Genomic DNA, 26,520 nt, shown 5'->3' with positions numbered 1-26,520 from the left:
GTTATCAGATGGTTGATCGATCCCCTCTCTCCAAGGGACCCCTTAAGAGAATAGCCTACAGTAACGGTGTTTTATCAAATTGATTGCGTTAATCATATAGTACCCGCCCCCGAATTTACAGGGATTTACAAAATATGACAGTCGGTGAGGATTAGCGCGTCAGAGGCCAGCCGAGGGCGAGTACCGCGACGGTGGTCAGCCCGACGACCGCATTCATGGGCAGCCCCACGCGCAGGAAGTCGGTGAACTTGTAGCCCCCGGGACCGTAGACCATCAGGTTGGTTTGATACCCCAAGGGCGTCGCGAAGCTGGCCGAGGCCGCCATCATGATCGCAAACACATAGGGCTCGGGGTTGAGATTGGCCTTTTCGGTCATTTCGAGCACGATTGGCAGCATCAGTATGGCCGCCGCGTTGTTGGTGATGGACTCGGTCAGAATCGACACCGCCAGGTACACCAGCAACAGGATCAGCCAGGGGTGACCGCCGCTCAGACCCACCGCCAGCTCGGCGATCATCTGCGCGACCCCGGTTTTATAGAGCGCCGTGCCCAGGGCGAACGAAGCGGCGATGGTCAGCAGCACCGTCGGATCCAGGCTCTTCTGGGCCTGGTGGGCGGAACAGCAGCCGGTCAGAATCATCGCGGCGGCGCCTGCCAGGGCGGCATTGAGCATGCTGGTCAGGCCGGTGGCGGCGGCGACAATAATCGCAAACAGGATGCCCCAGGCCAGCCAAGCTCGCTGGTGGCGTGGGGATTCGGTGCCCAGGTCGTTGACCAGCAAGAATTCCTTGTTGTAACGCTGACGGCTGACAAAGGCCGGGCGCGCCTCCAGCAGCAGAGTATCGCCGGGCTTGAGCTTGGTGTTGCCGAGATTGCCCGCCACCCGCTCGCCGTTGCGCGCCACCGCCAGCACCACGGCGCCGTAGCGCTCACGGAACTGGGAGTCGCGGATGGTCTGGTTGATACAGTTACTGTGGGGCGAAATCACGGCTTCCACCAAGCGTCGTTCCCGGTGCTCCTGCGCCAAGGTCGGCTCCTGGCCGTTGGTGGAGGGCACAATACCCTTGATGCGCAACAGGTCCGAGACCGCCTCGGTATCCCCAGCAAACACCAAGCGATCGCCCGCCTGCAGGGGCTCGCCCGAGTCTACCGCCGGTACGATCACACCGGCACGCTCAATTTCCACCAGATAGATGCGCTTGAGATCGCGCAGCCCCGCCTCTGCCACCGTCTGCCCGACCAGCGGGCCATCAGTGGCCACTGCCACTTCCAGGGTAAATTCGCGCAGATTGCCGAACATCGCCTTGTCGCGCCGATCGGGCAACAGCCGGGGGAAAATGGCAAACATGAACAGCATCCCCACGATCGCCACCGGGAGTCCCACAGCGGTAATGGAGAAGATCGAGAAACCGGTCTCACCGGTGAGCGCCTCATACTGGCCGCTAACCACCAGATTGGTACTGGTACCGATCAGGGTGAGCGTACCGCCGAGAATCGCCGCGTAACTGAGCGGAATCATCAACTTGGACGGCGCCACATCAATGCGCTTGCTCCAGCTGCGAATCGCCGGAATCATGGTGGCGACCACCGGAGTGTTGTTGAGGAAGGCGCTGAGGATGGCCACCGGCAGGGCAATGCGGAACTGGGCACCGCGCACGGTTTTGGGCTGACGCAAGAGATGGTGAACCAGCAAATCGATGGCGCCGGAGCCGTGGACACCGGCAGCCACCACAAACATGGCCGCAACAGTGATCATGCCGGTGTTGCTGAAGCCGGCAAAGCCTTCGCTGGCGTCGAGAACACCGGTAATCAGCAGGATCACCAGTACCCCCATCATCACCATGTGGGCGGCGATACGGGTGGTAATGAGCACCACCAGCGCCCCCACGGTAAGGGCCAGGGATAAAAGGGCTTGCCACTCCATACGAACACTATCCTGCGCAACTGCGGGTTTTATTGGAAACTAGCCGCGCAGGATAGCGAAACTGGCGCCCCAGGCAAAATAGTTATTTGCTCTAGGGTTATAACCGCAAGCGATAGCGGTTTTTGGGGTTATCCCTTTTTCGCCAATGTTTTCAGGCCTTCCTCGACGATGGCCAGGCCCTCTTCGAGCACGTCATCTTCGATGGTGATCGGCATCAGGAAGCGGACGGCATTGCCGTGCATGCCACAGCTCAACAGAATCAGGCCGTTTTCCTTGGTGTATTTGAGCAATTCAGCCACCAGATCCGGACGCGGCTTGTGCGAGGATTTACTGTCCACGAGCTCGAACGCAACCATGGCGCCCAGGCCGCGCGGGTTGTCGACAAAGGGAAAGGTCTCTTGCCAGCGGGCAAAGCGCTCGGAGAGCTTTTCACCCAGACGCTGACTTTTGCCCAGGATATCCTCTTCCTCAAACACATCCAGGACTGCCAAAACCGCCGCGCAGGCGACCGGGCTGCCGGTATAGGTGCCGCCCAGGGAGTTGGGGCCGGAGCTGTCCATCACCTTGTCGGTGCCTACCACGGCAGAGATCGGCATACCGTCGGCCATACTCTTGGCCATGGTCATCATGTCGGGCTCAACACCGCTGTGCTCGATGGCAAACATCTTGCCGGTGCGACCAAAGCCGCTCTGGACCTCGTCCACCACCATCAGAATGTCGTGTTTGTCGCAGATTTCGCGAATTTTCTTGAGGAAGCTCGCCGGCGCCGGGTAGAAACCGCCTTCGCCAATGATCGGCTCCAGCACAATGGCCGCAGTATCGGCGGGACCGGAGTCGGTCCGCAGGGTCATTTCCAGACCGCGAATGGCTTCTTCCTCGGTCACACCGTGGTAGGGCACCGGATAAGGTGCGCGGTAGACGTTGCCCGGCATGGGGCCGAAATCGCCCTGGTAGGGATTGACCTTGCCGTTCATGGCCATGGTCATAAAGGTGCGACCGTGATAACCGCCATCGAAACAGATGACGTTGGTACGACCGGTCGCCGCCCGGGCGATTTTGACAGCGTTCTCCAGCGCCTCGGCGCCGGAGTTGGCCAGCATCACTTTCGCGTGCCCGCGTACCGGCGTAATCTCGCTCAAACGTTGCGCTACGCGTACGTAGCCCTCATACGGCATCACGGTCTGGCAGGTGTGCATCACCTTGTCCAGCTGCGCCTTGACGGCTGCCACCACCTTCGGGTGACGATGGCCGATATTCAGTACCCCGATACCGCCCGCAAAATCGATCATACGCTTGCCGTCGGCATCCCATACCTCGGCATTGAGTGCGTGATCGGCAAATTGCTGATTGGGACTCGCGGCCCCGGCAGCGACGTATTTCTCTTTCAGTTGCTGCAATTCCTGATTACTCACAGTGTTGCTCCCCCGGTATTCGGTTTGACTACTTTGAAATGACGTGAGTTTTAGACAAAAGAATCCCACACCTCTAAACTGAGGCGCGATGGCTCACGTATGGGTAACTACCATCACTACGGACTTGGCTCGGCTTTAGATGCCCTGCCCACTAGGAGACCCGATGCGTCTGACAAGCATAGCCTTTTTTGTGCTTTTAAGCACACTTACCGGCCAACTTCAGGCCGCCACTTTGGCCTTCAGCCTCACCAACAGCCCCGGCCAAGGCGAGCTGGTCGCACTGGTATTTGACGATGCCACCCGTTTTGGCGAATTTCGCGACCCGTTGGTGCGTGAGACCTTCGTCATCGACAGTCACGACCAGATTTTCGAAATCGCCGACCTGGAACCCGGCGACTATGCGCTGATTGTGTTTCACGACGAGAACCGCAATGGCGTGCTCGACCGTAACTTCGTGGGCATTCCGCGCGAGCCTATCGCCCTGTCCAATAACTACGCGCCCCGAGGGCCGCCGAGCTTCAGCCGCGCCCGAATCAGCCTGTCCGTTGACGAGCGCGTCGAGCAGACCCTCACCCTCGCCCGCCCTCTGGGCGATCGCGGGCAGATCGGTGTGGGCATCGGCACGGCGCTGCAAAGCTCGCCGTACGTGGGCAGCAATACCCTGCGCCTGCAACCGATTCCGACCCTCGTGTACTTCGGCGATCGGGTGCAGTTTCTGGGGCCGATCGTGAACGTCAATGTGTACGGGTCGGATCGCGTGCGCCTGGCAGCACGCGCGGAGATGCGCTTCAGCGCCTATGACGAGGATGACAGTGACATACTGATGGGCCTGGGCGATCGCCAGACCACGGTGTTCGGAGGCCTGGCGGTGAATACGCGCCTGCCTGCCGGTGTCAATCTGTCACTCAGCTATACCCATGATTTGCTCGGACGGATCGACGCCGGTATCGCGCGCGCGTCCCTGTCGCGCGGTTTTCAGTTTGGCACGCTGCGCCTGGCGCCGTCGGTGGCGGTGAGTTGGCTGGATGGTGATCTGGCGAATTATGAGTTTGGGGTGCCCGCTTCGGCGGCGCGGGAGGATCGCCCGGCCTATGTCATCAGTGATGCGATGAGTTGGTCGGTGGGGATGATGTCGATGTTGGAGTTGACGCCGGATTGGATGGCGACGGTGAGTTTGGCGTATGAGACGCTGGATTCTAAGATTGGGGCTTCGCCGATTGTTGAGGGACGGTATTTGACACGCGGGTTTATGGCGTTGACGTATACGTTTTAGGGTTCGTTGCGGTTTTGGGTTCTCTGCATGCGGGACTTCGTAAGTGGGTTGCGGCTTCGTTAGGATGATTCGGTAACTATAGGGGAATGCCTCTGAAAACGCATGAATCCATCCCTGGAGCTCCCTCTCTTCATCCCTGAAGAGAGGGTTTCAGAGGCATTCCCCTATAGTTACCTACTCAGTTGCGGATCGTTCTGCGCTCTTTTTTCCCACATATCGATATGTGTCCGCCGCGCGTGCGGGTAATTCAGCGTTCTTTTCTCCACTCACCCCAAAACGAGTGATGAGGTGGAGGGGAGGCACTGAGCGGACGGCAGGGGGAAGGGTTTCGAAACCCTCGCGTCAGGAAGACGCGTGGGAGCCCCAGGGATGGGTTTATGCGTTTTCGAAACCCTTCCCCCTGTCGTACGCGGCCCCTCTTACGAAGCGCTCAAAAAACCATCAATGATCGTGGTCATGCTCATCGCCGTGATCGTGTTCATCTTCATGGTCGTGGTCATCGTTGTGGCCGTGCTCGTCATGACCGTGATCGTCGTGGTCATCTTCTTCGGTGACGACGCCGAGCCAGACGAGTTTGTTGGGCGTGAAGTCCAGCGAGAAGGTGTCATACACTTCGCGATCTTCGATATCCACAACGCGGATTTCCTGCTCGGCCGGGTCGGTGACGAACACGAAGTGGCCGTCGCCGGACACGGTCATTTCAAAACGCAGGCCGTCCGGGGCTGAGTGGCTGTGAGTCACTTGCAGGCGCTCGCCGACCACGTCCCAGTCGTGAGTATCCAGCACGGTCAGGCCACCGTGGTTGTCGAGGATGACGAACAGCTCGCCGTGCTCGGCAAAGGCGTAGCCCACCGCGCTCAGGTCGCCCCAGACAATCGAGTCAACGCTGCCCACGACGGGCAGGTCCGCTTCGCCAGTCCAGTTGATCGGCTCGATGCTGCCTTCGCCTTCAGTGGCCACGCGATACAGTACCCCGCCGCCAACACCGACGAAGTCTTCCAGGTGGTCGTGGCCGAAGAGTGTACCGATACGGATTTCCGAGCTGATTTTATGGGCGTGGTAGTCGCGGCTGTTGTCGTGGCGGTGTTCTTCGATCAGCAGGACGCCGTCGGTGCAGCCAAAGGCGATGTGGTGCGCATTCTGGGCGCTGCCGTGCAAGCCGGGACAACCGACATCCAGGGTTTCTTCCAGCTCATAGATGCCGTCGTGGCGATGATAAACACCGACCAGGTTGGGCAATGTGGACTCTTCCTCGTGGTCGAGAATGCTGGACAGCAGGTAGCTGCTGCGCACTTGCGCGGCACCGTGCTGGTTGGCGCTGTATTCCAGCAGTGCCGGCGTTGCGCTCATATCGTGGTCGTTGACCACTTTCACCTGGGCGGGTGCACCGGCATTGCCATCAAAGAAGATGGCGGTGCGGTGGCCACCGTTGGTGACGTGGGCCGGGCGGTCGCCGAACAGTTCCAGTTCAAGCAGGGCCGGGTCGCCCTCGTGCATGTGTCCGTGATCGCCGTGGTCTTCCCAATAGAGGCCGCTGTCAACAAAGTTCACCTGACCGTTGTCGCCGCCGCGCACCACCACGCCGTAGCGTTGGCCCGGGGTCGCGTAGAGTGCGGTGGGTACGCCGTCCAGATGCATTTCAGCGATCACTTCTTCGTGCGCCACGTCATACACGTACACATGATCGTCGTCGTGTTCGGAGATCAGCAAGCGGCCGCCGAGGTCGCCGTGATCATGGTGGTGGTCGTCATGATCATCGTCGGCAATAGGATCACGTTCGATGATGTTGGTGCTGCTGCCGCCGCAGGCTGTAAGTAATACCGCACTTAGTGCCAAGGCGGGGTAAGTCAGATACGAAATAGCGTGTTTGTTCATACGTTCCTCTCCTGAGAGATTGCTTGTTAATCTCAAAGCCCGACCGACGGGGCCGGGCCTCCATAGTCGATACTTAAAATGTTGCCCGAATGCCCGCCGCGAAGGCCCGACCGGGCAGAGGGGCCTTATCCTTCAGGAATGAGGTATGCGGGCGCGCTTCCTCGTCCAACAGGTTGCTGCCACGCACATAAAAAGTCATATCTTGGCCGGCAGCCGTGAGGTAATAGCTCAGTTGGGCATTCACCAGTGTGTAGCCCTCACTTTCGCTTTCAAGGGCAGCGATTTTTTCCTGCTCGAAGTAGTGGGTGGCGTTCAGTTCGGCACCCAGGTTGTTCAAGCGGTAGTTCAACTGACCGCCCACCCGCAGCGGAGGAATGCGTGGCAGATCGCCCCCGTCACGCAAGTTGGCGCGCGTGTAGTCGCTGAACACACTCAGCTTGAGCGGCTCACTGGCCTGCCACACAAACTCGCCCTCAAAACCGTAGAGGCGAGCATCGCGTGCCGTGTAGATGTACAGCGGAAAACCTTCATCGCCATGGTCATGACCGTGGTCGTGTCCGTGATCACCGCCGGCTTCGGCAGTGAGCCCGGTTTCCTGCAGGTAGTAGAAGTCGTCGATCTGGTTGTAGAAAGCACCCAGGGTAAAGCCGATATCGCCCTCGAATTTACGCAGGGAGATATCGATATTGTTGGACGTTTCCAGCTCAATCACATTGGGGTTAAGGTCATAATGGTAATCGCCATCGCCTTCCTCATGGATCACAAAGAGCGCACCCACTTCATAGGCATTGGTGCCGATGTGTGCACCGTGAGACAAAAGCTCAGCGGCTGAAGGCGCGCGCTGGGAATGGGACAGGGAGACACCCAGGTTATAGCCATAAGCGAAATCCCAAACCGCGCCCGCTGACAGCGAGAAGGGCTCAAAGACATGCTTCACGGAATAGACGTTGAGCAGGTTTTCTTCATTTCCGTGGTCGTGCCCATGATCGTGATCATGCCCGTGGCCACCCATATCGACGATAACCTGATCGGCTTTGACCTCTACCCGCTCAAGGCGTGCGCCCAATTGAATCTGCACATCACCAAAGTGACGCTCTTCAACCAATGCCAGCGCGATACTCTCGGTTTCCGAGGGCGGCGTGAACGCTTCTGCACCCTCGGCGACGTAGTCCTCGTATTTGTACTGCAGACTCAACGCACCGCGCCAGTGAGCGATCGGATGGTGAAACAGATCCATCTTGCCTTCATAGCTGGTGACATCGAAGGTGGTGAACACCTGGCCGTGTTCAATTTCCTTATGGGTGTAGTCGGTGTATCCCAGGCGGGTATTGACCGCACTGAAAATCGGGTTGTCCAGGGTCAATTCACTGTGCAGCTGCCAACGATCCTGAACCAGGTCGGAATACACATCTTCCTCGTCTTCCTGACCATTTCCGTGGTCGTGACCATGATCATGGCCGTGGTCGTCGCCTTCACCGTGACTGTGGCCGGGAATGCCATAAGTGCGTTCCAGTCGGCCGTAGGAAATTCCCACGAAACCGTTATCCAGCAGGTAACTACTGCCGAGGTTAAAGCCCGAACCTTCGTAGGCTGAGTTTTCCAGACGGTAATTCCCATGACCCTGCTCATCGTGGCCATGATCGTGATCGTCCTCTATCTCCGCAGCGACCGGAATCTTGTAGTCATTGGATTCCCGCAGGAAACCATCGACGTGAAAAGCAAAACGATCAAAGCCGGTGGTCAGGCTGCCGGACACCAGTTTTTCGTCAGCGACGTCGTTGTACTCGGCCTGCCATTCACCCCGGGTTTCGTTATCGCTTGGCACCCGGTCATCCACCACGTTCACCACACCGCCAATGGCGCCGCTGCCGTACAGAAGCGTTGCGGGGCCGCGCAGGATTTCAATTTGCTGGGCGGTGGACGTTTCGGTGGCCACCATATGGTCAGGCCCGGTACGCGAAGCATCGCCCGCACCCAGCCCATTCTGGGTAATCAGCACCCGCGGGCCTTCCAGACCGCGAATCACCGGGCTGCTGGCAACGGGACCGTAGTAATTGGAATGCACACCCAATTCGAGCGCCAGGGTGTCGCCCAGGGTCGAGGTCTGGCGGTTGCGCAGTTGCTCGCCTGCAAGGGCATCCACCGGGCGCGCCGATTCCAGCTTGGACGCGTGCCAGGGCAGTGCCCGGACATCAATCACTTCCAGCACCGAACGCGACAGGCGAATCTCCAGCGGCGTGCCATCGGATACGGGGGCATGCACAATCCGGTGGGCAAACGTCGGCGCCTCGATATGCAACTCAACGCCCTCGGCAGCCAGGCCCTGGAGCTCAAACCGGCCCTCGGCATCGGTATTGACACGCACGTGACTGCCGACCACCTCTACCCGGGCGTTGGGCACCGGCTGGCCCTGGGCGTCACGCACCACACCGGACACTTCATTCGACCAGGCGGCCTGGCTCGCCATCAGCATTGCCAGACAAAGACTGCGTTTTATCACTATCCGTTTCCTCCACGACATCGGGTTAGCGTCAAAGCGTTATACTATAACATAATCGTTATACTATAACAGCGCCGCCATCGAGAAAAGCGTTCGCAAAGAGCGCACCAGCAGAGGTCATCGAGGCGCCAAACTGGCGCACACTCACCCGATTTTCCTCCAGTGACGAGCCTTCGCTCGGGCTAACACCTTGTTTTGGGCTGCTTTTCACAGCTGGCACAACTATTGCTCAAGGCCAGTAGGTCACCCAGCAGTGCGCATGCACCTCATGTTGCACCAAAGGTGAGCCACGACGGTCCCAGGCACCCGCCTCAATGAGGTGCAACACAAGAGGCCGGTCGTGAACCCATGAATTCAGTGACAAGGGCTACCGAGCAATGCAATCACCGAAGTTGAACCTGTTGGATTTCTCCGCCGAGCGGGTCAGGACCTTACACCTGACCTGGTTCGCGTTCTTTCTCTCCTTTATGGTGTGGTTCAGCCATGCGCCACTGAAACCCCTGATCGTCGAGACCTTCGACATGACCGGTGACCAGTGGCGGGCACTGCTGATCCTCAACGTGGCCCTGACTATCCCCGCGCGTATCATCATTGGCATCCTGGTGGACAAGTTCGGCCCGAGACATGTGTATACCGGCCTGCTGGTCGGCGGCGGCCTCTTGTGTATCGCCTTCGCCATGGCCCAAACCTATGAGCAGATTGCCCTGTTGCGGTTTTTACTCGGCTTTGTGGGCGCGGGCTTTGTGATCGGCATCCGCATGGTGGGTGAATGGTTTCCCGCGCGGGAAGTGGGCCTGGCGGAAGGCGTTTACGGCGGCTGGGGTAACTTTGGCTCGGCGGCGGCGGCCTTTCTTTTGCCGACGCTGGCCGTGGTGGTATTTGCCAACTACGGGGGTTGGCGCGCGGCGGTGAGCTGCATCGGCGTCATTGCCATCGCCTACGGCTTCTTCTATTACTGGCGCGCGCGCAATACGCCGAAAGGCTCCACCTACTTCAAGCCCAAGAAATCCGGCGGTCTGGAGGTTTCCAGTAAAAAAGATTTCTGGTTCTACGTGGCCATGAATGTGCCCATGTATGTCATTCTGGGCGTCCTCGCCTGGCGCCTCGGGCCCACCAACATCGGCCTGCTCACGGAAACCACAACCTATATTCTGTATGTCGTCCTCGCGGCCCTGTTCGTGTTCCAGTTCAGTCAGATCTACCGCGTCAACAAAGACATGCTCAAAAACGGTGTGCCCGAGCATGACAAGTACGAGTTCAAACAGGTGAACATCCTCAACTGGTCCTACTTTGTCACCTTTGGCTCGGAGCTGGCGGTGGTCTCCATGCTGCCCGCTTTCTTCCTTGAGACCTTTACCGAGCTCACCCTGACCCAGGCCGGCATGCTCGGTGGTGCCTTTGCCTTTATGAATCTGGTGGCGCGCCCCACCGGCGGTTTTTTCAGCGACCGCTTCGGCCGCCGCAAAAGCATGTCCGTGTTTATCGCCGGCCTGGCGGTCGGCTACCTGATGCTGGCACAGATCAACGCTGGCTGGCCCATTGTGTTTGCCGTGATGGCGGTGATGTTCTGCTCTTTCTTTGTGCAGGCCGGCGAGGGCGCGGTGTTCGCCATGGTACCCCTGATCAAGCGCCGTATGACCGGACAGATTGCCGGTATGGCGGGCGCCTATGGTAATGTGGGCGCAGTAACCTACCTGACCATTTACAGCTTTGTGGACTCCAGTACCTTCTTTCTGATTATTGCTGCCTCCGCCGCTGTCGCTTTTGTGCTCGCACAACAGTTGACCGAGCCCGAAGGCCATATCACCGAAGTGATGGAAGACGGCAGTGTGCAACGCATTGAGGTGACCTGAGCTTGCAACATCTGCAATCACGCCTGCGCGTGCGCTTTGCCCAACAGAGCGACGCCGGGCGTAAATCGGAAAACCAGGATACGGTGGGCGCGCGCCTGCCGGACGATGCCCTGCTGACCAGCAAGGGCATCGCCGTGGCGGTGGCCGACGGGGTGAGCAGCAGCGCAGCGGCGCGCGAAGCCAGCCAGACCGCGATTACCGGTTTTCTGACCGACTACTATGCCACCCCCGACACCTGGAGCACCCGCCAGAGTGCCGAGCGGGTGATCCGCTCGCTCAACAACAGCCTTTGGGGGCTGAGTCAGAACAGCGTCTACGGCGAGGGTTACCTGACCACCTTTTCCGCCCTGATTCTCAAAGGCAGCAGCGCGTCCATTTTTCATATCGGGGACACCCGCGTATACCGTTTGCGCGAGAATGACCTGGAGTTACTGACCCGGGATCACAACCAGCGCATCGATCGCGACACCGTCTACCTCAGTCGCGCCCTGGGTGCGGATCCGGCGCTGGAAATTGATGTCTTCACCTGCGAGCTGCAGGCCGGCGACCGCTTTGTGCTCACCAGCGACGGCATTCATGACACCCTTTCGGCGTCCGACTTCCTGGGGTTGGTGCGCAACCTGACATCTCCCGACGAGCTGGTCGCACAAGCCGTTGCCGAAGCGCTGGATGCCGGCAGCGAAGACAACCTGAGTATTCAGGTGGTGGACATTGACGCTCTGGGAATACCCACCGAACACAGCGCCATGCAGGTGCTGTCACAACTGCCCTTCCCGCCCCTGCTGCAGGTGGGCGACACCCTGGACGGTCTGACCGTGCAAAAAGTGCTGCACGAATCCAATCGCAGCCAGGTGTATCAGGTCACCGATGAGCAGGGCCAACGGCTGGTGATGAAAACCCCTTCGCCCCTGTACAGCGATGACCCCGCCTACATCGAGCGCTTCGCCATGGAGGCGTGGATCGGAGCCCGTATCCACAGCCCCAACGTCGTGCGGGTGATTCAACCGCCCCGGGCGCGCGCCTGCCTCTACTATCTGACGGACTATGTGCCCGGGCAAACCCTGGGTGAGGTCATCAAGGAGCGCCGCCAGTTGGCGATTCCCGATGCGGTGCAGCTGATCGAACAACTGGTGCGCGGCATCCGCGCTTTTCACCGCAAAGAAACCCTGCACCAGGACATCAAGCCAGACAATATCGTGCTCGGCCGACAGGGGCCGGTGATTATCGACTTCGGCTCCTGTTGGGTCGCGGGCGTGGAAGAAATCGGGGCGCCCTTTGTGCGCGACCGGATTCTCGGCACCCTCGACTATTCCGCGCCCGAGTACCGCTACGGCGGCAAGGTCGGCCCGCGCTCGGACCAGTTTTCCCTCGCGGTACTGCTCTACGAGATGCTCACCGGCAAACGCCCCTACGGCGACGCCTACAGCAAGGCGATGGACGTAAAAGCCTTCCAGCGCCTGCGCTACATCCCCGCCAGCCGCCACAACCCGCTGATCCCCCAATGGCTCGACAAGGCGCTGGAAAAAGCCTTGAGCATTCACCCGGGCTCGCGCTACAGCGCGCTGTCTGAATGGCTGACGGACATCAAGCGGCCCAACCCCCACTGGGTCAGTAGCGGCGCCCAACCGCTGCTGGAACGCAACCCGCTGCGCTTTTGGCAGCTGCTTGCAGCCGCTGGGTGGGTGGTAACGATTGTGCTGACGGTTTACTTGTTGCGGTAGCGCCATGAAAACCTCTCGGCGCTGAACCCATGGGTCCCGAGTCGCGGGTTATTACTGTACGCGCTTGAAGACCGAGTGGAGATAGCCGTCCGTTTCTGCCAACCCAAGGCGCACGAGGGGATAATGTCCTTCCTGAATCATTCTGTCGCCTTCGAAGGATATCTTGAACGCAATCTGCTCGCCTTCGTAATTGGGATAGGACATGAACCCGATTTTTTCCGTGAGTACCCCGTCTGCAAAGGTGTAGCGACCGCCACCCGCGCCAAAATTGTCAAATGCGCGCGCCTTCTCCTGATCGGTCAACGACAGTCCTGCAAAGGGTTCTCGGTCTTCGCCTTTGCTGACAAAGGCGAAGTGACTGTCGTTAAATATTTTGATCATCTCGCGGCTGTCAGCGTCAAAGGTTACGATAACCTCGTCGCCAAAACGTATCGTTTCCTCCAATAGCTGCCAGGTGCCGATAAGACTTTCGGTATTGATCTGCCCGTGAGCTTCCGGCGCGTCAGCGATCAGATGAGCGTAAATCGCCTTCAGCAGCTCGTTGTTGTGGTCGGTTTCGTAGCGCCAGAACATGATGCCCCGCAGACCCTGATCGCGCACATACTGGGCCTTGATGGCCATGGACTCGGGGTCGTCGTAGCTGACAAACAGTCGTTCCTGTTCGTGCCAGAGCCAGGGCACCTGACCGACCGGGTCCCAGTGCCGCTCAAAGCCCTGTTGATCGATCAGGTTTTCCGCCAGATTGCGGTAACCCGTGTCGCCGTAGGGGAAGTCGCCGGTATGGCCGACCTGGCCGAGTCCGGCACTGTCCGGGTCAACCGCGACCCAGTGACGACCATAGAAGGGCACGCCCAGCACCAGCTTTTCCGGCGGCACACCGGCGGCCAGATGATCGCGCACGGCCTGATCGGCAGACATGACATCGCCCTCGGGCGCATACAGGGGCGCGTTGTGGCCGGTGCGATTACCGTCGGTGGGAAAGTTGTAGTCGTAGGCCATGATGTTGATAAAGTCGAGGTAGCGTTGCCAGTTGGCGATATCGCTCTTTTCCAGGAAGCGCGGAAAGCCACCGCTGGCAATGGTGAGCAACAGCGGCCGCTCCAGTTCCTGTTCCAGCTCGTCGAGCTGCTCGCGCAGGCTGCGCAGCAACAGGGTAAAGTTGACGCCGTCCTCGGGTCGGTGCACGTTGCCCGCGCCGGGCAAACCGGGGTACTCCCAATCGATGTCGATGCCGTCCAGTTGGTGGCGGCGTACAAAGTCCAGCGCGCTGTCGATAAAACGCTGGCGCGTCTCCCCGGTCAGCGCCATATCGGAAAAGCCGCCGGACCAGGTCCAACCGCCCACCGACGTGAGAATTTTCAGGTCCGGGTTGCGCGCCTTGAGGGTCTGCAACTGCCGGTAGTTCTGCTCATCGTAGGCAAAGCCTTCCACCAGTTCGCCATCTTCGATATTGGAAAAGGCGTAGTTGATATGGGTGAGCTTTTCCGCCGCAATGGTATCCGGGTCCACCTGCGCATCCGGATTGAAAATGTAGCCCACAATAACCCGCTCATGGTCGGCCGGCGCTTCCTCGATGGCCACGAGCGCGTCTTCCTGTCCAGAACAGGCCGCCAGGGTTACAGTCATCAGTACCCAAAAAATTCGCTTCAACATTTAGTACTCTCCCCGTTCCATTGTGTCGCGCTCGGCACTGATCCGCGCCAGCGCTTGTTCGTTGCTCAAGGCCTGGGCCGGCGTCATCAGGCTGATCACAACGCCGGCGAGCAGCGCGGACGCCACAGCCGGAATGATCGGGTTGCCCCACACACCGTCCAATCCGGAAACAATCATAGCCAGCGATGCCGACACCCCAACCAGCAAGGAAGCGATAGCGCCCTGCCAGTTGTAGCGCGGCCAAAAGCGCCCCAGTAAACCGCAGGTAAACATGCCCGCCATCAGGGTGGCGATCATCCGGGTGATATAGCTGATCAGGTCGTCGGACAACATCGCCATCAACCAGGCGACACCAATGACCAGGGCCAGTCCGATCCGGGAAAAGAGTATGACTTTGTCGGCGCTGGGCACCCGACCGGCGAGCAATGAAAAGACATCGCGGATCAGAATTGACACGCCGGCGATAGCATCCGAGCTGGCGCTGGACATGGTCGCCGACAAACCGGCGATCAACACCACCAGACCAATCCACAGGGGCAGCACTTCCACGGCGAGAAAGGGAAAGGCAAAGTTGCGGTTCTCCAGCGCGGGGTTGAGTGCAAATGCCGCCATACCGATGATCGCCGGCACCACCGAAAAGAACAGATAGAGTATCCCTGTGGCCACAAAAGATTGCCGCACCGAGCGCACACTGCGCCCGGAATAGATCCGTTGCCGGAACGACGGCGTCGCCAGCACCCCCACCGCTATCACCGCTACCAGCGACAGACTGGGCAACCAGCCCAGCGCCTGCATTCCCAGAAACGACCGGTTGACGACAGGCTGGGCGGCGACAAGTGCCGACCAACCACCAACCTGATGCAGGGCGAAACCGGCCATAAGGATAAAGCCGAAGAACAGCACAATCGCCTGCAAGGTATCGGTCCAGACCACTGCCCGGTAACCCCCAACAATCACATAGATCGCAAAACCAAGAGCCACCAGCGTCTTCGCCCACGCCAGGTCAATGCCAGCGATCCAGGCCAGATAAAGACCGCCCCCGAGAATATGCGCTCCCAGCCAGCCAATGCAGGCGAGCAGAATCAGAACAGCGACAATATTTTTCACCAGCGGGTGAGCGCCCACATAGTAGGACAACTCCTCACTCATGGTCATAAAGCGCAATCTACGTACCGGCGCAAACAGCAACGCCAACAGAAGAATGCCGATGGCACCGCCAATGCCATAGAGCACACCCGCCCAACCAAACCCGTAACCAAAGCCCACCGCCCCCATGGACGAGCCGGTTCCCACCAGGGTACCGAGGGTCGTCCCGATGATGAGAAACACCGGCAGGCTGCGCCCGGCCAGAAGAAAGTCCTGACCACCGCGCTGCTTTCTGGAGACAAACCAGCCCAGAAGAATCAGAAAGAAAATGTAGGTGCCGAATGCGCTCAGGAAGAGATTCGTCGTCATAGCGCTCAGCTCTGCTTGTAGCAGACCAACCCCACTTCCACCTTGCAGTCCACTACCAGGTCGCAGACCGAGCAGATGCGCGCGGGTGGGTGATCGCCAAAGTTGGCTTTGAACACTTTATTGAACGATGAAAAGTAGCGGGCATCAGTGAGTATCACCGTGACATGCACCACATGTTCAGCGGTGTAACCAGCCTCGCGCATAATGGCAAAGCAGTTGTCGATCGCAAGCTGGGACTGCTCGATGACACTGCCCTCCACGACCTCACCATCGCGCATGGGCGTTTGCCCGGAAACATAGAGCCAGCCGTCGGCTTGCGTGGCGCGAGAAAAAGGCAGGTGTTGTCCGCCCGTGCCGACACCACCGCCGGCACCGTAACGTGTGATGGTCATTGTTATTTTCTCCATTCAGGTTTCGTATTATTGATTTTTCCGGTACAAAAACTGCCCCGCTCGCCCGGGGGTTTCCCGGTCAGGCTGATAACTCAGAACGCCGTTCACCCACACCGATTCGATGCCCCGGGCACGCTGAACGGGCTGTAAATAGTTGGCGGGTGATTCCAGTTTGTCCCAATCGAACAGCACCAGGTCGGCGTAGTAGCCTTCGGCAATCAGACCCCGGTCTGTCAAATTGAACTCTGCGGCTGAACGGCCGGACATCTTGTGCACCGCGGTAGGTAAATCGAACAACCCCTCGTCCCGACAGTAATGTGCCAGAACACGGGGAAAGGCGCCCCAAAGCCGGGGGTGTGGATGAGGATCGTTGGGCAGGCCATCGGAGCCGACCATGGTGAGCGGATGCTTGAGTATGGTCCTGACGTCCTCGGGGTCCATGCAATGGTAAACGGCGCCGGCCGGCTGCAGAGCCTCGGCCGCCGCCAGCAGGCTGACATTCCAGTCCCGGGCAATGTCCGCCAGCGGACGCCCACCCTGGTCGGGATGAGGGCGCGACCAGGTGATAAAAATATCGCTGTCACCGGTGACCTGCTTCAAATCCAATGTGCTCGAACTCGCCGAATAGGGGTAGCAATCACAGGCCAGCTTTTGGGTGTGCGCTGCGGCTTCCAGATGCGCAAGTACTTCCGTACTCCGACCCCAATTCCCTTTTCCCGCACACTTGAGGTGCGACACCACCAGCGGCACCCGGGCACTCGCCGCCGTGTCCAGCGCCTCCCCCAGCGCTTCGATAATCTGATCGAACTCGGTGCGCAGATGGGTGGTATAAATGGCGCCAAACACTTTCAGCTCTTTTACCAGAGCCAACACCTCGTTGATATCGGCCCCTTGGGCATTGGCATAGGCCAGGCCGGAACTCATCCCCAGGGCCCCCTCGGCAAGAGCATCGTGTAACTGGGCGCTCATGGCACTCAGCTCAGTGACGCTGGCCGTGCGCGTGAGATCTTTCATGTGGTTGTTGCGAAGCGCGGTGTGGCCGACCAGCGCCGCCACATTCACCGAGGGCTTCGCCAGCGTTACCGCTCGAACGTAATCTGAAAAGCGTGAATAGACAAAGTCGCCTTGATCACCCAGCAGGTTAAGCGGGTCGGGCGGCTCGCGTGTCAGGCGTACGGGACTGGCACTGATACCACAGTTACCGACGATAACACTGGTAACGCCCTGACTGGTTTTGGCGAGCATGTCGGGATTGTTGATGACCTCCAGGTCGTCATGGGTATGCACATCAATAAAGCCCGGAGCGAGGTAACGTCCTCCCGCTTCGACGATCTCCGACGCAGGTGCTTCAATGTTCTCAGCAACACGGGCAATTCGCCCATCTTTAAGCGCCACATCAGCGGTGAAAATATCGACACCGCGGCCATCGACGACCTGGGCATTGCGGATAACCGTGTCATAACTCATACCGTACCAATAAACCCTTCATCTCAGTCACCCAGGGGCAATCGATCCCTGCCGTGCTTGTGGTTATCCAGCGTGTGCTTCATGCGCCGCAAGGCTTCACGGCTTTTGCGCTTGTGCTTTGCCGCCAGCTCGGTGGCCAGAATATCGATGGCCGCGAGCATGGCGTAACGGGACGCGCTGGGTTTGAAAATGTAATCTGTTTCCATGGTCTCGATCGGTACCAGGTGATCGAGCAACGCTCCCAGAGGCGAGTCTGCAACCGTCACCCCCACCAATTCAGCGCCGTATTCTTTGGCAATGGCTGCGGCTTCCTCGACATCGGGGCTGTAGCCCCCGAGCGACAAACACATCACCACATCGCTACTGTCAATGGTCGAGGCGGCCATGCGCATCAGCATCGGGTCGGAGTAGGCGGTCGCAGGAAAGCCCAAGCGGAAGAAGCGATGCTGACACTCCTGGGCCATTACCGTAGAGCCACCGCCGACACCAAAAATCAGAATCTGGCGCGCTTTGGCCAGCGTCTCTACCGCCGGGTCTACCACGGCTTCGGTGAGCAATCCGGCGTTGTGATCAAGAATGGCCTTGATGTCTTCATAGACGCTGTAAATACCCCGCGGCTCGGCTTTGACATCGGTGTAAAAGCGATCGCCCACCGCTTCGGCCTGGGCCAGACACAGCTTCAGGTGGCGAACGTTTTTGCACTCCACCGCCTTGGCGAAACGGGTGATGGTCGCCTCACTCACTTTCGCTTTGCGGGCCAGCTCGCTGATGCTGGCCTGAGCCGCAAAACTGATATCATCGAGAATCAGGCGGGCAATTTTTTGTTCGGCATCGCGCAGCTGGCCGTAAAAATTGTTGATGCGCGATACGATATCCGGTTCATGACTCACGGCGTCGTTCCTTTTAGAGTGAACAGTGAATAAGTCTCGCCTTCACCCGCACCAGCGGACAGGCTCTCAAAGCGAGAATACTACTGAACCTTTTGCAGTATAGACACCATGTTTGTTATTTTCAATAACTTTAAATACAATATGGTACTTAGTAACAGACCGCCATCCGAAAAGGGACTCCTTATGCACAACCGCAACCTGCTCCACGAGGCCATCCCTCTTCCCGCTGCGGTGGTGTATCAGTCACGCCTGAAAAACAATCTGCACTGGATGCAGACCTTCGCCGACCACAAGGGCGTAGTCCTGGCGCCCCACGGCAAGACCACCATGACCCCCAGGTTTTTTCAGTGGCAGAAGGCCGCCGGTGCCTGGGGTCTGTCCGTCGCCACCGTATCTCAGGCACAGGCCGCCGCGGACGCCGGAATTGGGCGCATTCTGATGGCCAATCAACTGGTCGGACGAGCCAATATGGCGGCGGTCAGCGAGCTGCTGACCCAGTCCGAGACCCTGCTCTACTGCCTGGTGGACAACGTCGACAACGTGCGCGAACTGGGCGGGTTTTTCGCTGCCCGCCAGCAGGTGCTGCCTGTCCTGATCGAAGTGGGGGTTGTCGGTGGCCGGTGTGGCTGTCGCACCGCCGATGAGGTGCTGACCCTGGCCGAGGCCGTCGCGCAACAGCCCGCACTGCAGCTTGTCGGCGTGGAGACCTATGAAGGTATGGTGCGCGGCGATCAGCCAGAGATCGCCGTGCGGCAGCACCTGACCCGCGTGCGCGATCTCACCCTGCGCCTACTGGCGGAGGACCGGTTCGACACGGAGCAGGTCATCCTCACCGGCGCGGGCTCTGCCTGGTACGACCTGGTCGCCGACATTTTTGGCAGCACCGGGGACCCGCGCCTGCTGCCGGTCCTCCGCCCGGGCTGCTACCTGATTCACGATCAGGGCATCTACGCCCAGGCCCAGGCCCAGGTGCGCGCCCGCCTGGGGGGTCACTGCCCGGCACCGGGGGACCTGCAATCCAGCCTGGAGGTCTGGGCCTACGTGCAATCCCTGCCCGAGCCCGGCATGGCCATCCTGACCCTGGGCAAGCGTGACGCCGCCTTCGATGCCGGCCTGCCCCAACCGGTCCTGCACGCCCGCCCCGGCCCCGACTGCCAGGCGCGCACGGCGCCGGCGGACTGGCAACTGGTCAAGATCATGGATCAGCACAGCATCATGCACACCCGCACCGATCACGACCTGCGCGTGGGCGACATCATCGCCCTCGCCACCTCCCACCCCTGTCTCACATTTGATAAGTGGCGGGAGATCGTGATGATCGACGACGATTACAACGTGATTGAAGAAGTGCCGACGTGTTTCTAAAGGCTCGTGCTTTGGTGTCTGTATCAGAGAGCCGGAGTCAGGTATCCCTTTCCGGGACACGCCGTAAACCCATCCCTGGGGGCTCGACTGCCGCCGGTCCCTGCGCGCTCCCGGCGCTTCGGGACACTTCCCACATCCCTGTGGGTCGTCCAGCGGCAGACGGTCCCGGAAAGGGATACCTGACTCCGGCTTGTGCCACACTGGAACTTGTAGGGAATCTAATGATAAAGCCATTCTTTCAAGTGGCACTCGCTGCTTTGATATTGATAACCGTATCCGCCCACGCCGACAGCGACAGCAGACTGACGCTGATGCCTTATCCCCAGACAATTGAGCGCGGCGATGGCGAGTGGCGTTTTGGGGCGGAGCCCCGGTTGGCGGTCAGCGCCCCCGAGAACGCCCAGGTGGACGCGGCGCTAGAACGTTTTCGGGAACGCTTCGCCCGGCAGACGCACCATTACCTGACGCTGGAGCCGGCGTCGTCGGCGTACCCCGCGCTGGTCATCGAGCTGGAGCGCGAGCAGGATCCGCTGTTGGCGGCGGACACGCTGACGCTCGACCTGTTGACTCAAGACCGGGAGGCCTACCACCTGGTGATTGAGGGCGAACGTATTGTGTTGCGGGCAGCGACCTATCAGGGTGTCAATCACGGTCTGGAAACACTGTTACAGCTGCTGGGTCACCACCCGGCCGAGACGCCGTTGGCCGACATCACTCTGCCGCAACTGACCCTTGAGGATTGGCCCCGTTTTCGCTGGCGCGGGCTGATGCTCGACTCGGTGAGGCACTTCTTTTCGGTGGACACCGTCAAGCGTCAGATCGATGCCATGGCCGCCGCCAAACTCAATATTTTCCACTGGCACCTGACCGATGATCAGGGCTGGCGCCTGGAGTCGATCCACTACCCCAGGCTGCATGAAAAAGCGTCCGACGGTTTCTACTACACGCGCGAAGAGGTTCGGGACATTGTCGACTACGCCCTGGCGCGAGGTATTCAGGTGGTACCCGAGATCGACATGCCCGGCCACAGCAGTGCCATCGGTGTTGCCTACCCCGAGCTGATGGCCGCGCCCGGCCCCTACACCATGGAAGATCGCTGGGGTGTGCACACGCCACTGCTCGATCCGGTCAACCCGGACGTGTACGTTTTTGCCGACAAAATTTTCAAGGAATTGACGGCGCTGTTCCCCTTTGAATATGTACACATCGGTGGCGACGAAGTGGACCCGCGTGACTGGCTGGCCAACGACAGGATCGTCGCCTTTATGGCGCGCGAGGGCTTCGACACTGCCGACGATCTGCACGCTTACTTCAATCGGCGGCTGGCGGAGATACTCGCGCAATACAATCGCCGCATGATCGGCTGGGACGAGATCCTGCATCCGGATCTGCCCGAAGGCGCGGCGGTGCAATCCTGGCGCGGCCCCGACTCCATGGGTGAAATCGCCAACCAGGGCCACCCCGCCATTCTGTCCACCGGTTTTTACATGGACATGCCCCAGTACACCGACTACCACTACCGCAATCCCATCTTTCCCCGAGCACCCGAGGTTGACGCACAGCCCGGCGCCGACGAGTACTGGGAGAGTTGGTCGTTCAAGCTGCCGCGCAAACGCGGCGCCCCCATCACTGGCAGCTTTACGCTGATCAAAAACGACAAGGGTAGTTTGCGCGGCGTCATCGACTTTGCCGGCCGCTCGCGTGAGGACCTGCAGAATCTCGAGCGGGCCGGAGGCATCCTCTATTTCGACGTGGATACCTGGGCTGGGCCGGTGCGCGGGCGCATCGAGCGCGACGGAAAAAGTCTGGGCGGTGACATGGTCTTTGGCAACGCGCCCTACCAGGCAAGTGGCAAACTTATCGCGGGCAGTGCACTCCCGGGAACGGCCGTTCCCGAACCAATCCCCACACCGTCTATTCGCGCGCAGCAGTTGCCCTTTGTACTGGGTGGCGAGGCCGCGCTTTGGTCGGAAATCGTGGACGAGCGGCATATTGATCTGCGCCTGTGGCCGCGCACCTTTGCCGTCGCTGAGCGACTGTGGTCAAGCGAGTCGCTTACCGATCCAGAGGCAATGTATGAGCGGCTGATGGCTTTGTCACCCTGGGCCGAGCAGTCCCTTGGGCTGCAGCACAAGCAGCAGAACCAAGCCCTGCGCGCGCAATTATTACCACCCAGCCAGCGGGAACGCGCGCGGCTACTGAGTGACGCCCTGGAGCCTGCGCACTATTACCATCGCCATCACGAGAAGTCCGCTTACGAAACCTACTCCCGGCGCGACCCTCTGGATCGCCTGGTGGATACCTTGCCGGTGGAAAGCCACCCCGGCAAGACCCTGGCCCGGCAACTGACACGCTGGCGTGAGCCGGTGCAGCGCAACGCCGCCCGTGCAACCCTTCAGGCCTGGCTGGACAACGCCCGCACGCTGATTGAACAAGTCACCGAGGAAGGTGACCCCGGCGCACTCAAACCACAAGCCCAGCGTGTGGTAACAACCACGAGTTGGGGGCTGACGCTACTGGACGTGCTGGAAGAAGGTTTGGCACTTGATCGCGAATCCATTCAGGCCGCCCGCCGACAGCTGCGCGCGGCCCAAAACATAGAGGCGGAAATCGTGATTCCCGCGGCCTACCCGATTGAACGTCTCCTGGACGATATCCCCACCCTTGAGGATTGACTATGAAACCCAAACACCTGTTAGCACTCGGTGTGCTCGCGGCGATACACACCGGCCATGCCCATCCACCCACGCAGGACTACATCGACGCCGGGCGTTTTACCGACGGCATTGAGGGTCCAGCGTTCGGACCCGATGGGCGCCTGTATGTCCCCAACCTGAAAACCCAGGGGACAATCGGAGTTGTCTCCGCCCAAGGGCAAGCCGACATCTTCATGCGCCTGCCCGAGGGCAGTATTGGTAACGCCATTCGCTTCAATGCCGAAGGCGACATGCTGGTCGCCGACTACACCGGCCATAATGTCCACGTGATTGATCTTGAGTCCCGGGCCATTCGCCACACGTATCACCAACCCGCCATGCACCAGCCCAACGACATTGCCGTGTCCCGCTCAGGAATGATTTATGCCAGCGATCCTGATTGGTCAACCGACTCCGGTCAACTGTGGCGCATCAGCCCCGAGGGTGAAATCGTACTGTTGGAGTGCGGCATGGGTACCACCAACGGCATTGAGCTGAGCCCCGACGAAACCCGGCTCTACGTCAACGAAAGCGTACAGCGGAAAGTGTGGGTTTACGATGTCAGCCCCGAGGGTGATATAAGCAATAAACAGTTGTTCCATCAGTTCGACGACTACGGCCTGGACGGCATGAAAACCGATCGCACAGGCAATCTCTACATCGCCCGCTACGGCGCCGGTCGAATCACCGTCCTGTCACCGGAGGGCGAGGTCATCAATCGCTTCCCGCTTCAGGGACAGCACCCCACCAATCTGGCCCTTAAGGAAAATGAATCCACGCGAGTCTATGTCACCCTGCAACAGCGCGGCGCCATCGAAACCTTTACCGTTGAGTAAAAAAAGGGGCGTGCCGGTTAACCGGCACGCCCCAAGGCAATGCGATAGGGTATCGCGGGGTTAGAAGCTCGCGCGCAGGCTCAACGCCAAGCGCCGGTCGGTACGGAAGTTCAATGCATCGGTACGCACACCTTCCTGATTGTACTGCGCCTGAGTTTCCGTAATGGTATTAAGGATATTGCTCGCCTCAAAACCCACCTGAACATTGCTGGTGATATCGTAGTAAATAGAACCATCGAGATAGCCGCTGGATTTGGCATAGATGGGTGCAAACTCGTTGGAGTCACGACGGGTGACCAGGTAGTCCGAGCGCCAGGTGTAGGCGAGACGCGCGGAGATCGCGTTGTACTCATACATGCCCACCAGGTTGAAGTTCTGATCCGAATAACCCGGCAGCGGCAGATCGGTGAACGCACGGAAGCTGTTGCGGTCATCGCTCACGGGGTTACCCGCCGAGTCAAAGCGAACCTCACCCAGCAGGGCACTGCTTTCCGGGTCTTCGAGATCATTCTGATCAATAAAGGTGTAGTTGAATTGCATACCCAAACCGCTCCAGGCACCCGGCAATGCATCGAAGAATTGGGTGTAGGAAAACTCGAAGCCCTGGATCGAGCCGGAACCGTCGTTGGCTGGCCCGGTGAAGGAGACCTCCTCGGAGACATTGGTACGCGGGTTTTCAACCTCGGCACGGAACGGCCGCTCGCGGAACAGATTGTCGATGTTCTTGTAGAACAGCGCCAGCGACACGGAGCCGGTATCGGCGAAGTACCATTCGGTACTCACATCCAGATTGGTTGACTTCTCCGGTTCCAGGAAGGGGTTACGCGCGGTCCCGTTGAGCTGAACATTATCAATGCCGACCACCGGCCCGTCTTCCTCTTCCCGGATGTTGTTCCAACCGAGATTGACGATACGCGAGTTGCGGGTGTTCTGCAGCGTCGGGAAGTAAAGCCCTTGCGAGGCACCAAAGCGCAGAACCACATCATCGGTCAGATCAACTGCCAGGTTGAAGCTCGGCAAAACCGCGGTGTAGTCGGTGCCACTGACCGTGGTCCGCTGCCCCTGACCGTCCGCGAAGGCGGCAAGATTGGGACGCTCATCCGCTATAAAGTCGGACCCTTCACCCCCCAAATCCGGCAGAACAACAAACCCGGTGGACTCGAGCTGATAGTTGACGTAGCGCAAGCCCACATTACCGCGGTAAGGCGTGTCGAGGGAATCATCAGCAAAGTCAAAGCGCACGTAAGCTTCGTTGCGGGTCTCATTGGTCGAGGTCACGTCGTGGGGGGCAAAGGGCGAGCCCTCGGCAATCCGGCCACCCATGTCCTGAGAAGCGAGGAAGCAATTCGGGTTGTTCTGGCCGTTCTCATTGTTCGCACCGCCACCAAAGGCCCCGGTGTTAAAACCTTCTTCACAGCTGCGGCGTGCAAAGCCGAGGAAATCTTCAGCACTTTCCATCTTGATAAACAGGAATTCGTTGCCCCCTCCCAGATGACCGTTCTTGAAGAAATTATTCCAGGTTTGTGACTCAAACTCCTCGGTGATCAAGCGGTAGTCACCATTGACTGCGGAAGCCAACTCCCAAGGAATATTGAAGGTGCCCCAGTTGGCATACTCGGTATCGCGCACCACCAACTCACGGTCGGAGTGATAGACACCGACGCGCACGCTGCGTGCCCAGTCATGATCCAGATCATATTCCAGGTCAAACTTATAGGCATCAAGCGTTCCCTTGGAGTCCACATGTTGATCAAGACCGCTCGCCAGTAAAAAATCAGGCGCTTCAAACTCCGACCAGTGCGGTTCTTCCTGGGGATCGATCATGCGGTCATGGTTCAAGAACTCAATGTACGGGTAGCTACCGGTGAGATCCAGATAGGCGCTGCCAAGGCCCCCCCAGTAGCGCGGGTTGATACCGTTGTTGGTCACAGTCTCGGTGGATTCGACCCGTTGAACATCCAGTTCCAGGGTCACACGATCCGTCGGGTTATACTGAACATTGAACGACAGATCTTCAACCGAGGTTTCCGTCTCGTTAAAGCGGGTTGACGCCTGGAAAGGGTGATCGTTGTTAACCGTGATGATGCCACTGGTAAAGAAGCCATTGGCGTCGTAGGTGGGTTCAACCGCTGTACCGACATTGGGTTGAACGCGAATCGCAGCGTCAAACCCCTGAGCCTGTGCCCCAAGAACATTTTCCCGATAGGTCAGCGAGGCATCTGAACGGACATACTCCAGAGTCGTCTGAATGGTGCGGTCGACATTGCGCCATTGAAGCGCACCGGCAAAACCCGTACGTTCGCGGTCGTTTTCCGCGCGCCGCAGCGAGAACTGGCCAGGAATATGAACCACCGTGCCCGGTTCCTGCCCGGCTACGGCCGGGCCATCAACGGGCGAGTCGGGCGCGGGCGAGCCGAGCACCTCGCCGCTGGCATCCCAGGCCGGCGGCACGTTGATAAAGGAATCACCGCGCGAATAGAAGTTGGCGACGCCAATACCGTCACCCGTCGTGCGCAGTTCAGAGTGGGAAGCCGAAAGCTGGAAGCCAAAATCACCGATATCGGTTTCCCAGATATCGCTGAACAGGGCCGATGCTGACGGGCTGAATTCTTCGCGACGGTCACCATAGTTCCCTTTGACCGTGAACCCCGCTACCCGTCCATCGCTATCAAACGGCTTGCGGGTCACCAGATTGACCGTGCCGGCAACGCCGCCGGCAATCATGTCTGCAGTCTGGTTTTTGTAGACCTCAACAGCGCCCAACAGCTCCGGCGGAATGTCTTCAAAATTCAATCCACCAAACGGGTTGGCACTGAAGGCATCGCGCCCATTGATTTCACTGCGCACGCGATCCAAACCCCGGATCAGCACCCCCGTGCCTTCATCCGCAAAGTGGTTGGGGTCATCGGAAGCGGCAAAGCGCTCGATGGTGACACCGGGCACCCGCTGCAAGGCTTCGGTGACACTCTTATCCGGCAGCGCGCCGATATCGGATGCGGTAATGGCATCGACCACGGTACTGGCTTCGCGCTTGAGGTCCTGGGCATTGCGCAGGCTGTTGCGCATACCGGTGACCACAATCTCTTCCAGCACCATATCCTGATCACCCTGCGCGATAGCCGGACTTGAGACTCCGGCAACTACACTACACACGGCCAGGCTTAGCAGTTTTTTATTGAACACTTGTCGCATGACGTCTTAACTCCCC

General features: G+C 59.3%; 16 protein-coding genes. 6 read left to right on the top strand and 10 right to left on the bottom strand.

Annotation, left to right across the window (positions count from 1 at the left end):
• Positions 1 to 151: 151 nt before the first annotated feature.
• Together DKW72_RS13560 and gabT are read right to left on the bottom strand one after the other, a co-directional pair.
• Positions 152 to 1,924: an SLC13 family permease gene (locus tag DKW72_RS13560; protein ID WP_111642918.1), complete on the bottom strand. Its 1,773-nt coding sequence runs from the start codon at positions 1,922 to 1,924 to the stop codon at positions 152 to 154.
• A gap of 128 nt (positions 1,925 to 2,052) precedes the next feature.
• A complete protein-coding gene (gabT, locus tag DKW72_RS13555) occupies positions 2,053 to 3,336 on the bottom strand; it encodes a 4-aminobutyrate--2-oxoglutarate transaminase (protein ID WP_111642917.1) in 1,284 nt (427 codons plus the stop codon).
• 163 nt (positions 3,337 to 3,499) lie between these two features.
• On the opposite strand from gabT, the gene DKW72_RS13550 reads away from it, so the two are divergent.
• Positions 3,500 to 4,609, top strand: a complete 1,110-nt coding sequence (locus DKW72_RS13550) for a MipA/OmpV family protein (protein ID WP_198411362.1) — start codon at positions 3,500 to 3,502, stop codon at positions 4,607 to 4,609.
• A gap of 441 nt (positions 4,610 to 5,050) precedes the next feature.
• Here the strand turns inward: DKW72_RS13550 and DKW72_RS13545 are convergent, their stop codons facing one another.
• Both DKW72_RS13545 and DKW72_RS13540 read right to left on the bottom strand, forming a co-directional pair.
• Positions 5,051 to 6,484: a 5-methyltetrahydrofolate--homocysteine methyltransferase gene (locus DKW72_RS13545; protein WP_111642915.1), complete on the bottom strand. Its 1,434-nt coding sequence runs from the start codon at positions 6,482 to 6,484 to the stop codon at positions 5,051 to 5,053.
• Between the two features lie 73 nt (positions 6,485 to 6,557).
• Complete coding sequence (locus DKW72_RS13540) at positions 6,558 to 8,984, bottom strand: TonB-dependent receptor (protein WP_111642914.1); 2,427 nt, start codon at positions 8,982 to 8,984, stop codon at positions 6,558 to 6,560.
• A 377-nt stretch (positions 8,985 to 9,361) separates the two neighbouring features.
• Here DKW72_RS13540 and DKW72_RS13535 point away from each other — a divergent pair, with 377 nt between their 5' ends.
• Both DKW72_RS13535 and DKW72_RS13530 read left to right on the top strand, forming a co-directional pair.
• Entirely contained in the window at positions 9,362 to 10,837 is a 1,476-nt protein-coding gene (locus DKW72_RS13535) for a NarK family nitrate/nitrite MFS transporter (protein WP_111642913.1), read from the top strand.
• A 2-nt stretch (positions 10,838 to 10,839) separates the two neighbouring features.
• On the top strand, positions 10,840 to 12,558 hold the full coding sequence (locus tag DKW72_RS13530) for a bifunctional protein-serine/threonine kinase/phosphatase (RefSeq protein WP_111642912.1): 1,719 nt from the start codon (positions 10,840 to 10,842) through the stop codon (positions 12,556 to 12,558).
• Positions 12,559 to 12,609: 51 nt separating this feature from the next.
• On the opposite strand, the gene DKW72_RS13525 is transcribed toward DKW72_RS13530, so the two are convergent.
• The 5 genes from DKW72_RS13525 to DKW72_RS13505 are packed head-to-tail and all read right to left on the bottom strand — an operon-like array spanning position 12,610 to position 18,415.
• A complete protein-coding gene (locus DKW72_RS13525; RefSeq protein ID WP_111642911.1) occupies positions 12,610 to 14,211 on the bottom strand; it encodes a glycoside hydrolase family 18 protein in 1,602 nt (533 codons plus the stop codon).
• Positions 14,212 to 15,666, bottom strand: a complete 1,455-nt coding sequence (locus DKW72_RS13520; RefSeq protein WP_111642910.1) for a sodium:solute symporter family protein — start codon at positions 15,664 to 15,666, stop codon at positions 14,212 to 14,214.
• A 5-nt stretch (positions 15,667 to 15,671) separates the two neighbouring features.
• Entirely contained in the window at positions 15,672 to 16,058 is a 387-nt protein-coding gene (locus DKW72_RS13515; RefSeq protein ID WP_111642909.1) for a RidA family protein, read from the bottom strand.
• Positions 16,059 to 16,085: 27 nt separating this feature from the next.
• Positions 16,086 to 17,525, bottom strand: coding sequence for an N-acyl-D-amino-acid deacylase family protein (locus DKW72_RS13510; RefSeq protein ID WP_111642908.1), 1,440 nt, complete (start codon positions 17,523 to 17,525; stop codon positions 16,086 to 16,088).
• A gap of 23 nt (positions 17,526 to 17,548) precedes the next feature.
• The gene (locus DKW72_RS13505; RefSeq protein WP_111642907.1) at positions 17,549 to 18,415 is read right to left on the bottom strand and encodes a MurR/RpiR family transcriptional regulator; all 867 of its coding nucleotides are present in this window, start codon (positions 18,413 to 18,415) and stop codon (positions 17,549 to 17,551) included.
• 183 nt (positions 18,416 to 18,598) lie between these two features.
• On the opposite strand from DKW72_RS13505, the gene DKW72_RS13500 reads away from it, so the two are divergent.
• From DKW72_RS13500 to DKW72_RS13490, 3 genes are all read left to right on the top strand, one after another.
• Positions 18,599 to 19,780 (top strand): amino acid deaminase, encoded by a 1,182-nt coding sequence (locus tag DKW72_RS13500; protein WP_198411361.1) that lies wholly within the window; start codon positions 18,599 to 18,601, stop codon positions 19,778 to 19,780.
• A gap of 221 nt (positions 19,781 to 20,001) precedes the next feature.
• A complete protein-coding gene (locus DKW72_RS13495) occupies positions 20,002 to 22,455 on the top strand; it encodes a beta-N-acetylhexosaminidase (RefSeq protein ID WP_111642906.1) in 2,454 nt (817 codons plus the stop codon).
• 2 nt (positions 22,456 to 22,457) lie between these two features.
• Positions 22,458 to 23,312: an SMP-30/gluconolactonase/LRE family protein gene (locus DKW72_RS13490; protein WP_111642905.1), complete on the top strand. Its 855-nt coding sequence runs from the start codon at positions 22,458 to 22,460 to the stop codon at positions 23,310 to 23,312.
• Between the two features lie 60 nt (positions 23,313 to 23,372).
• Here DKW72_RS13490 and DKW72_RS13485 read toward each other — a convergent pair whose 3' ends face one another.
• Positions 23,373 to 26,504 (bottom strand): TonB-dependent receptor, encoded by a 3,132-nt coding sequence (locus DKW72_RS13485; protein WP_111642904.1) that lies wholly within the window; start codon positions 26,502 to 26,504, stop codon positions 23,373 to 23,375.
• Positions 26,505 to 26,520 lie beyond the last annotated feature (16 nt).

This window comes from Marinimicrobium alkaliphilum (assembly GCF_003259155.1).
Classification (GTDB): Bacteria; Pseudomonadota; Gammaproteobacteria; order Pseudomonadales; family Cellvibrionaceae; genus Marinimicrobium_A; species Marinimicrobium_A alkaliphilum.
The sequence above is the reverse complement of the archived record's forward strand: the minus strand, read 5'-3'. Positions and strand labels throughout refer to the sequence as shown.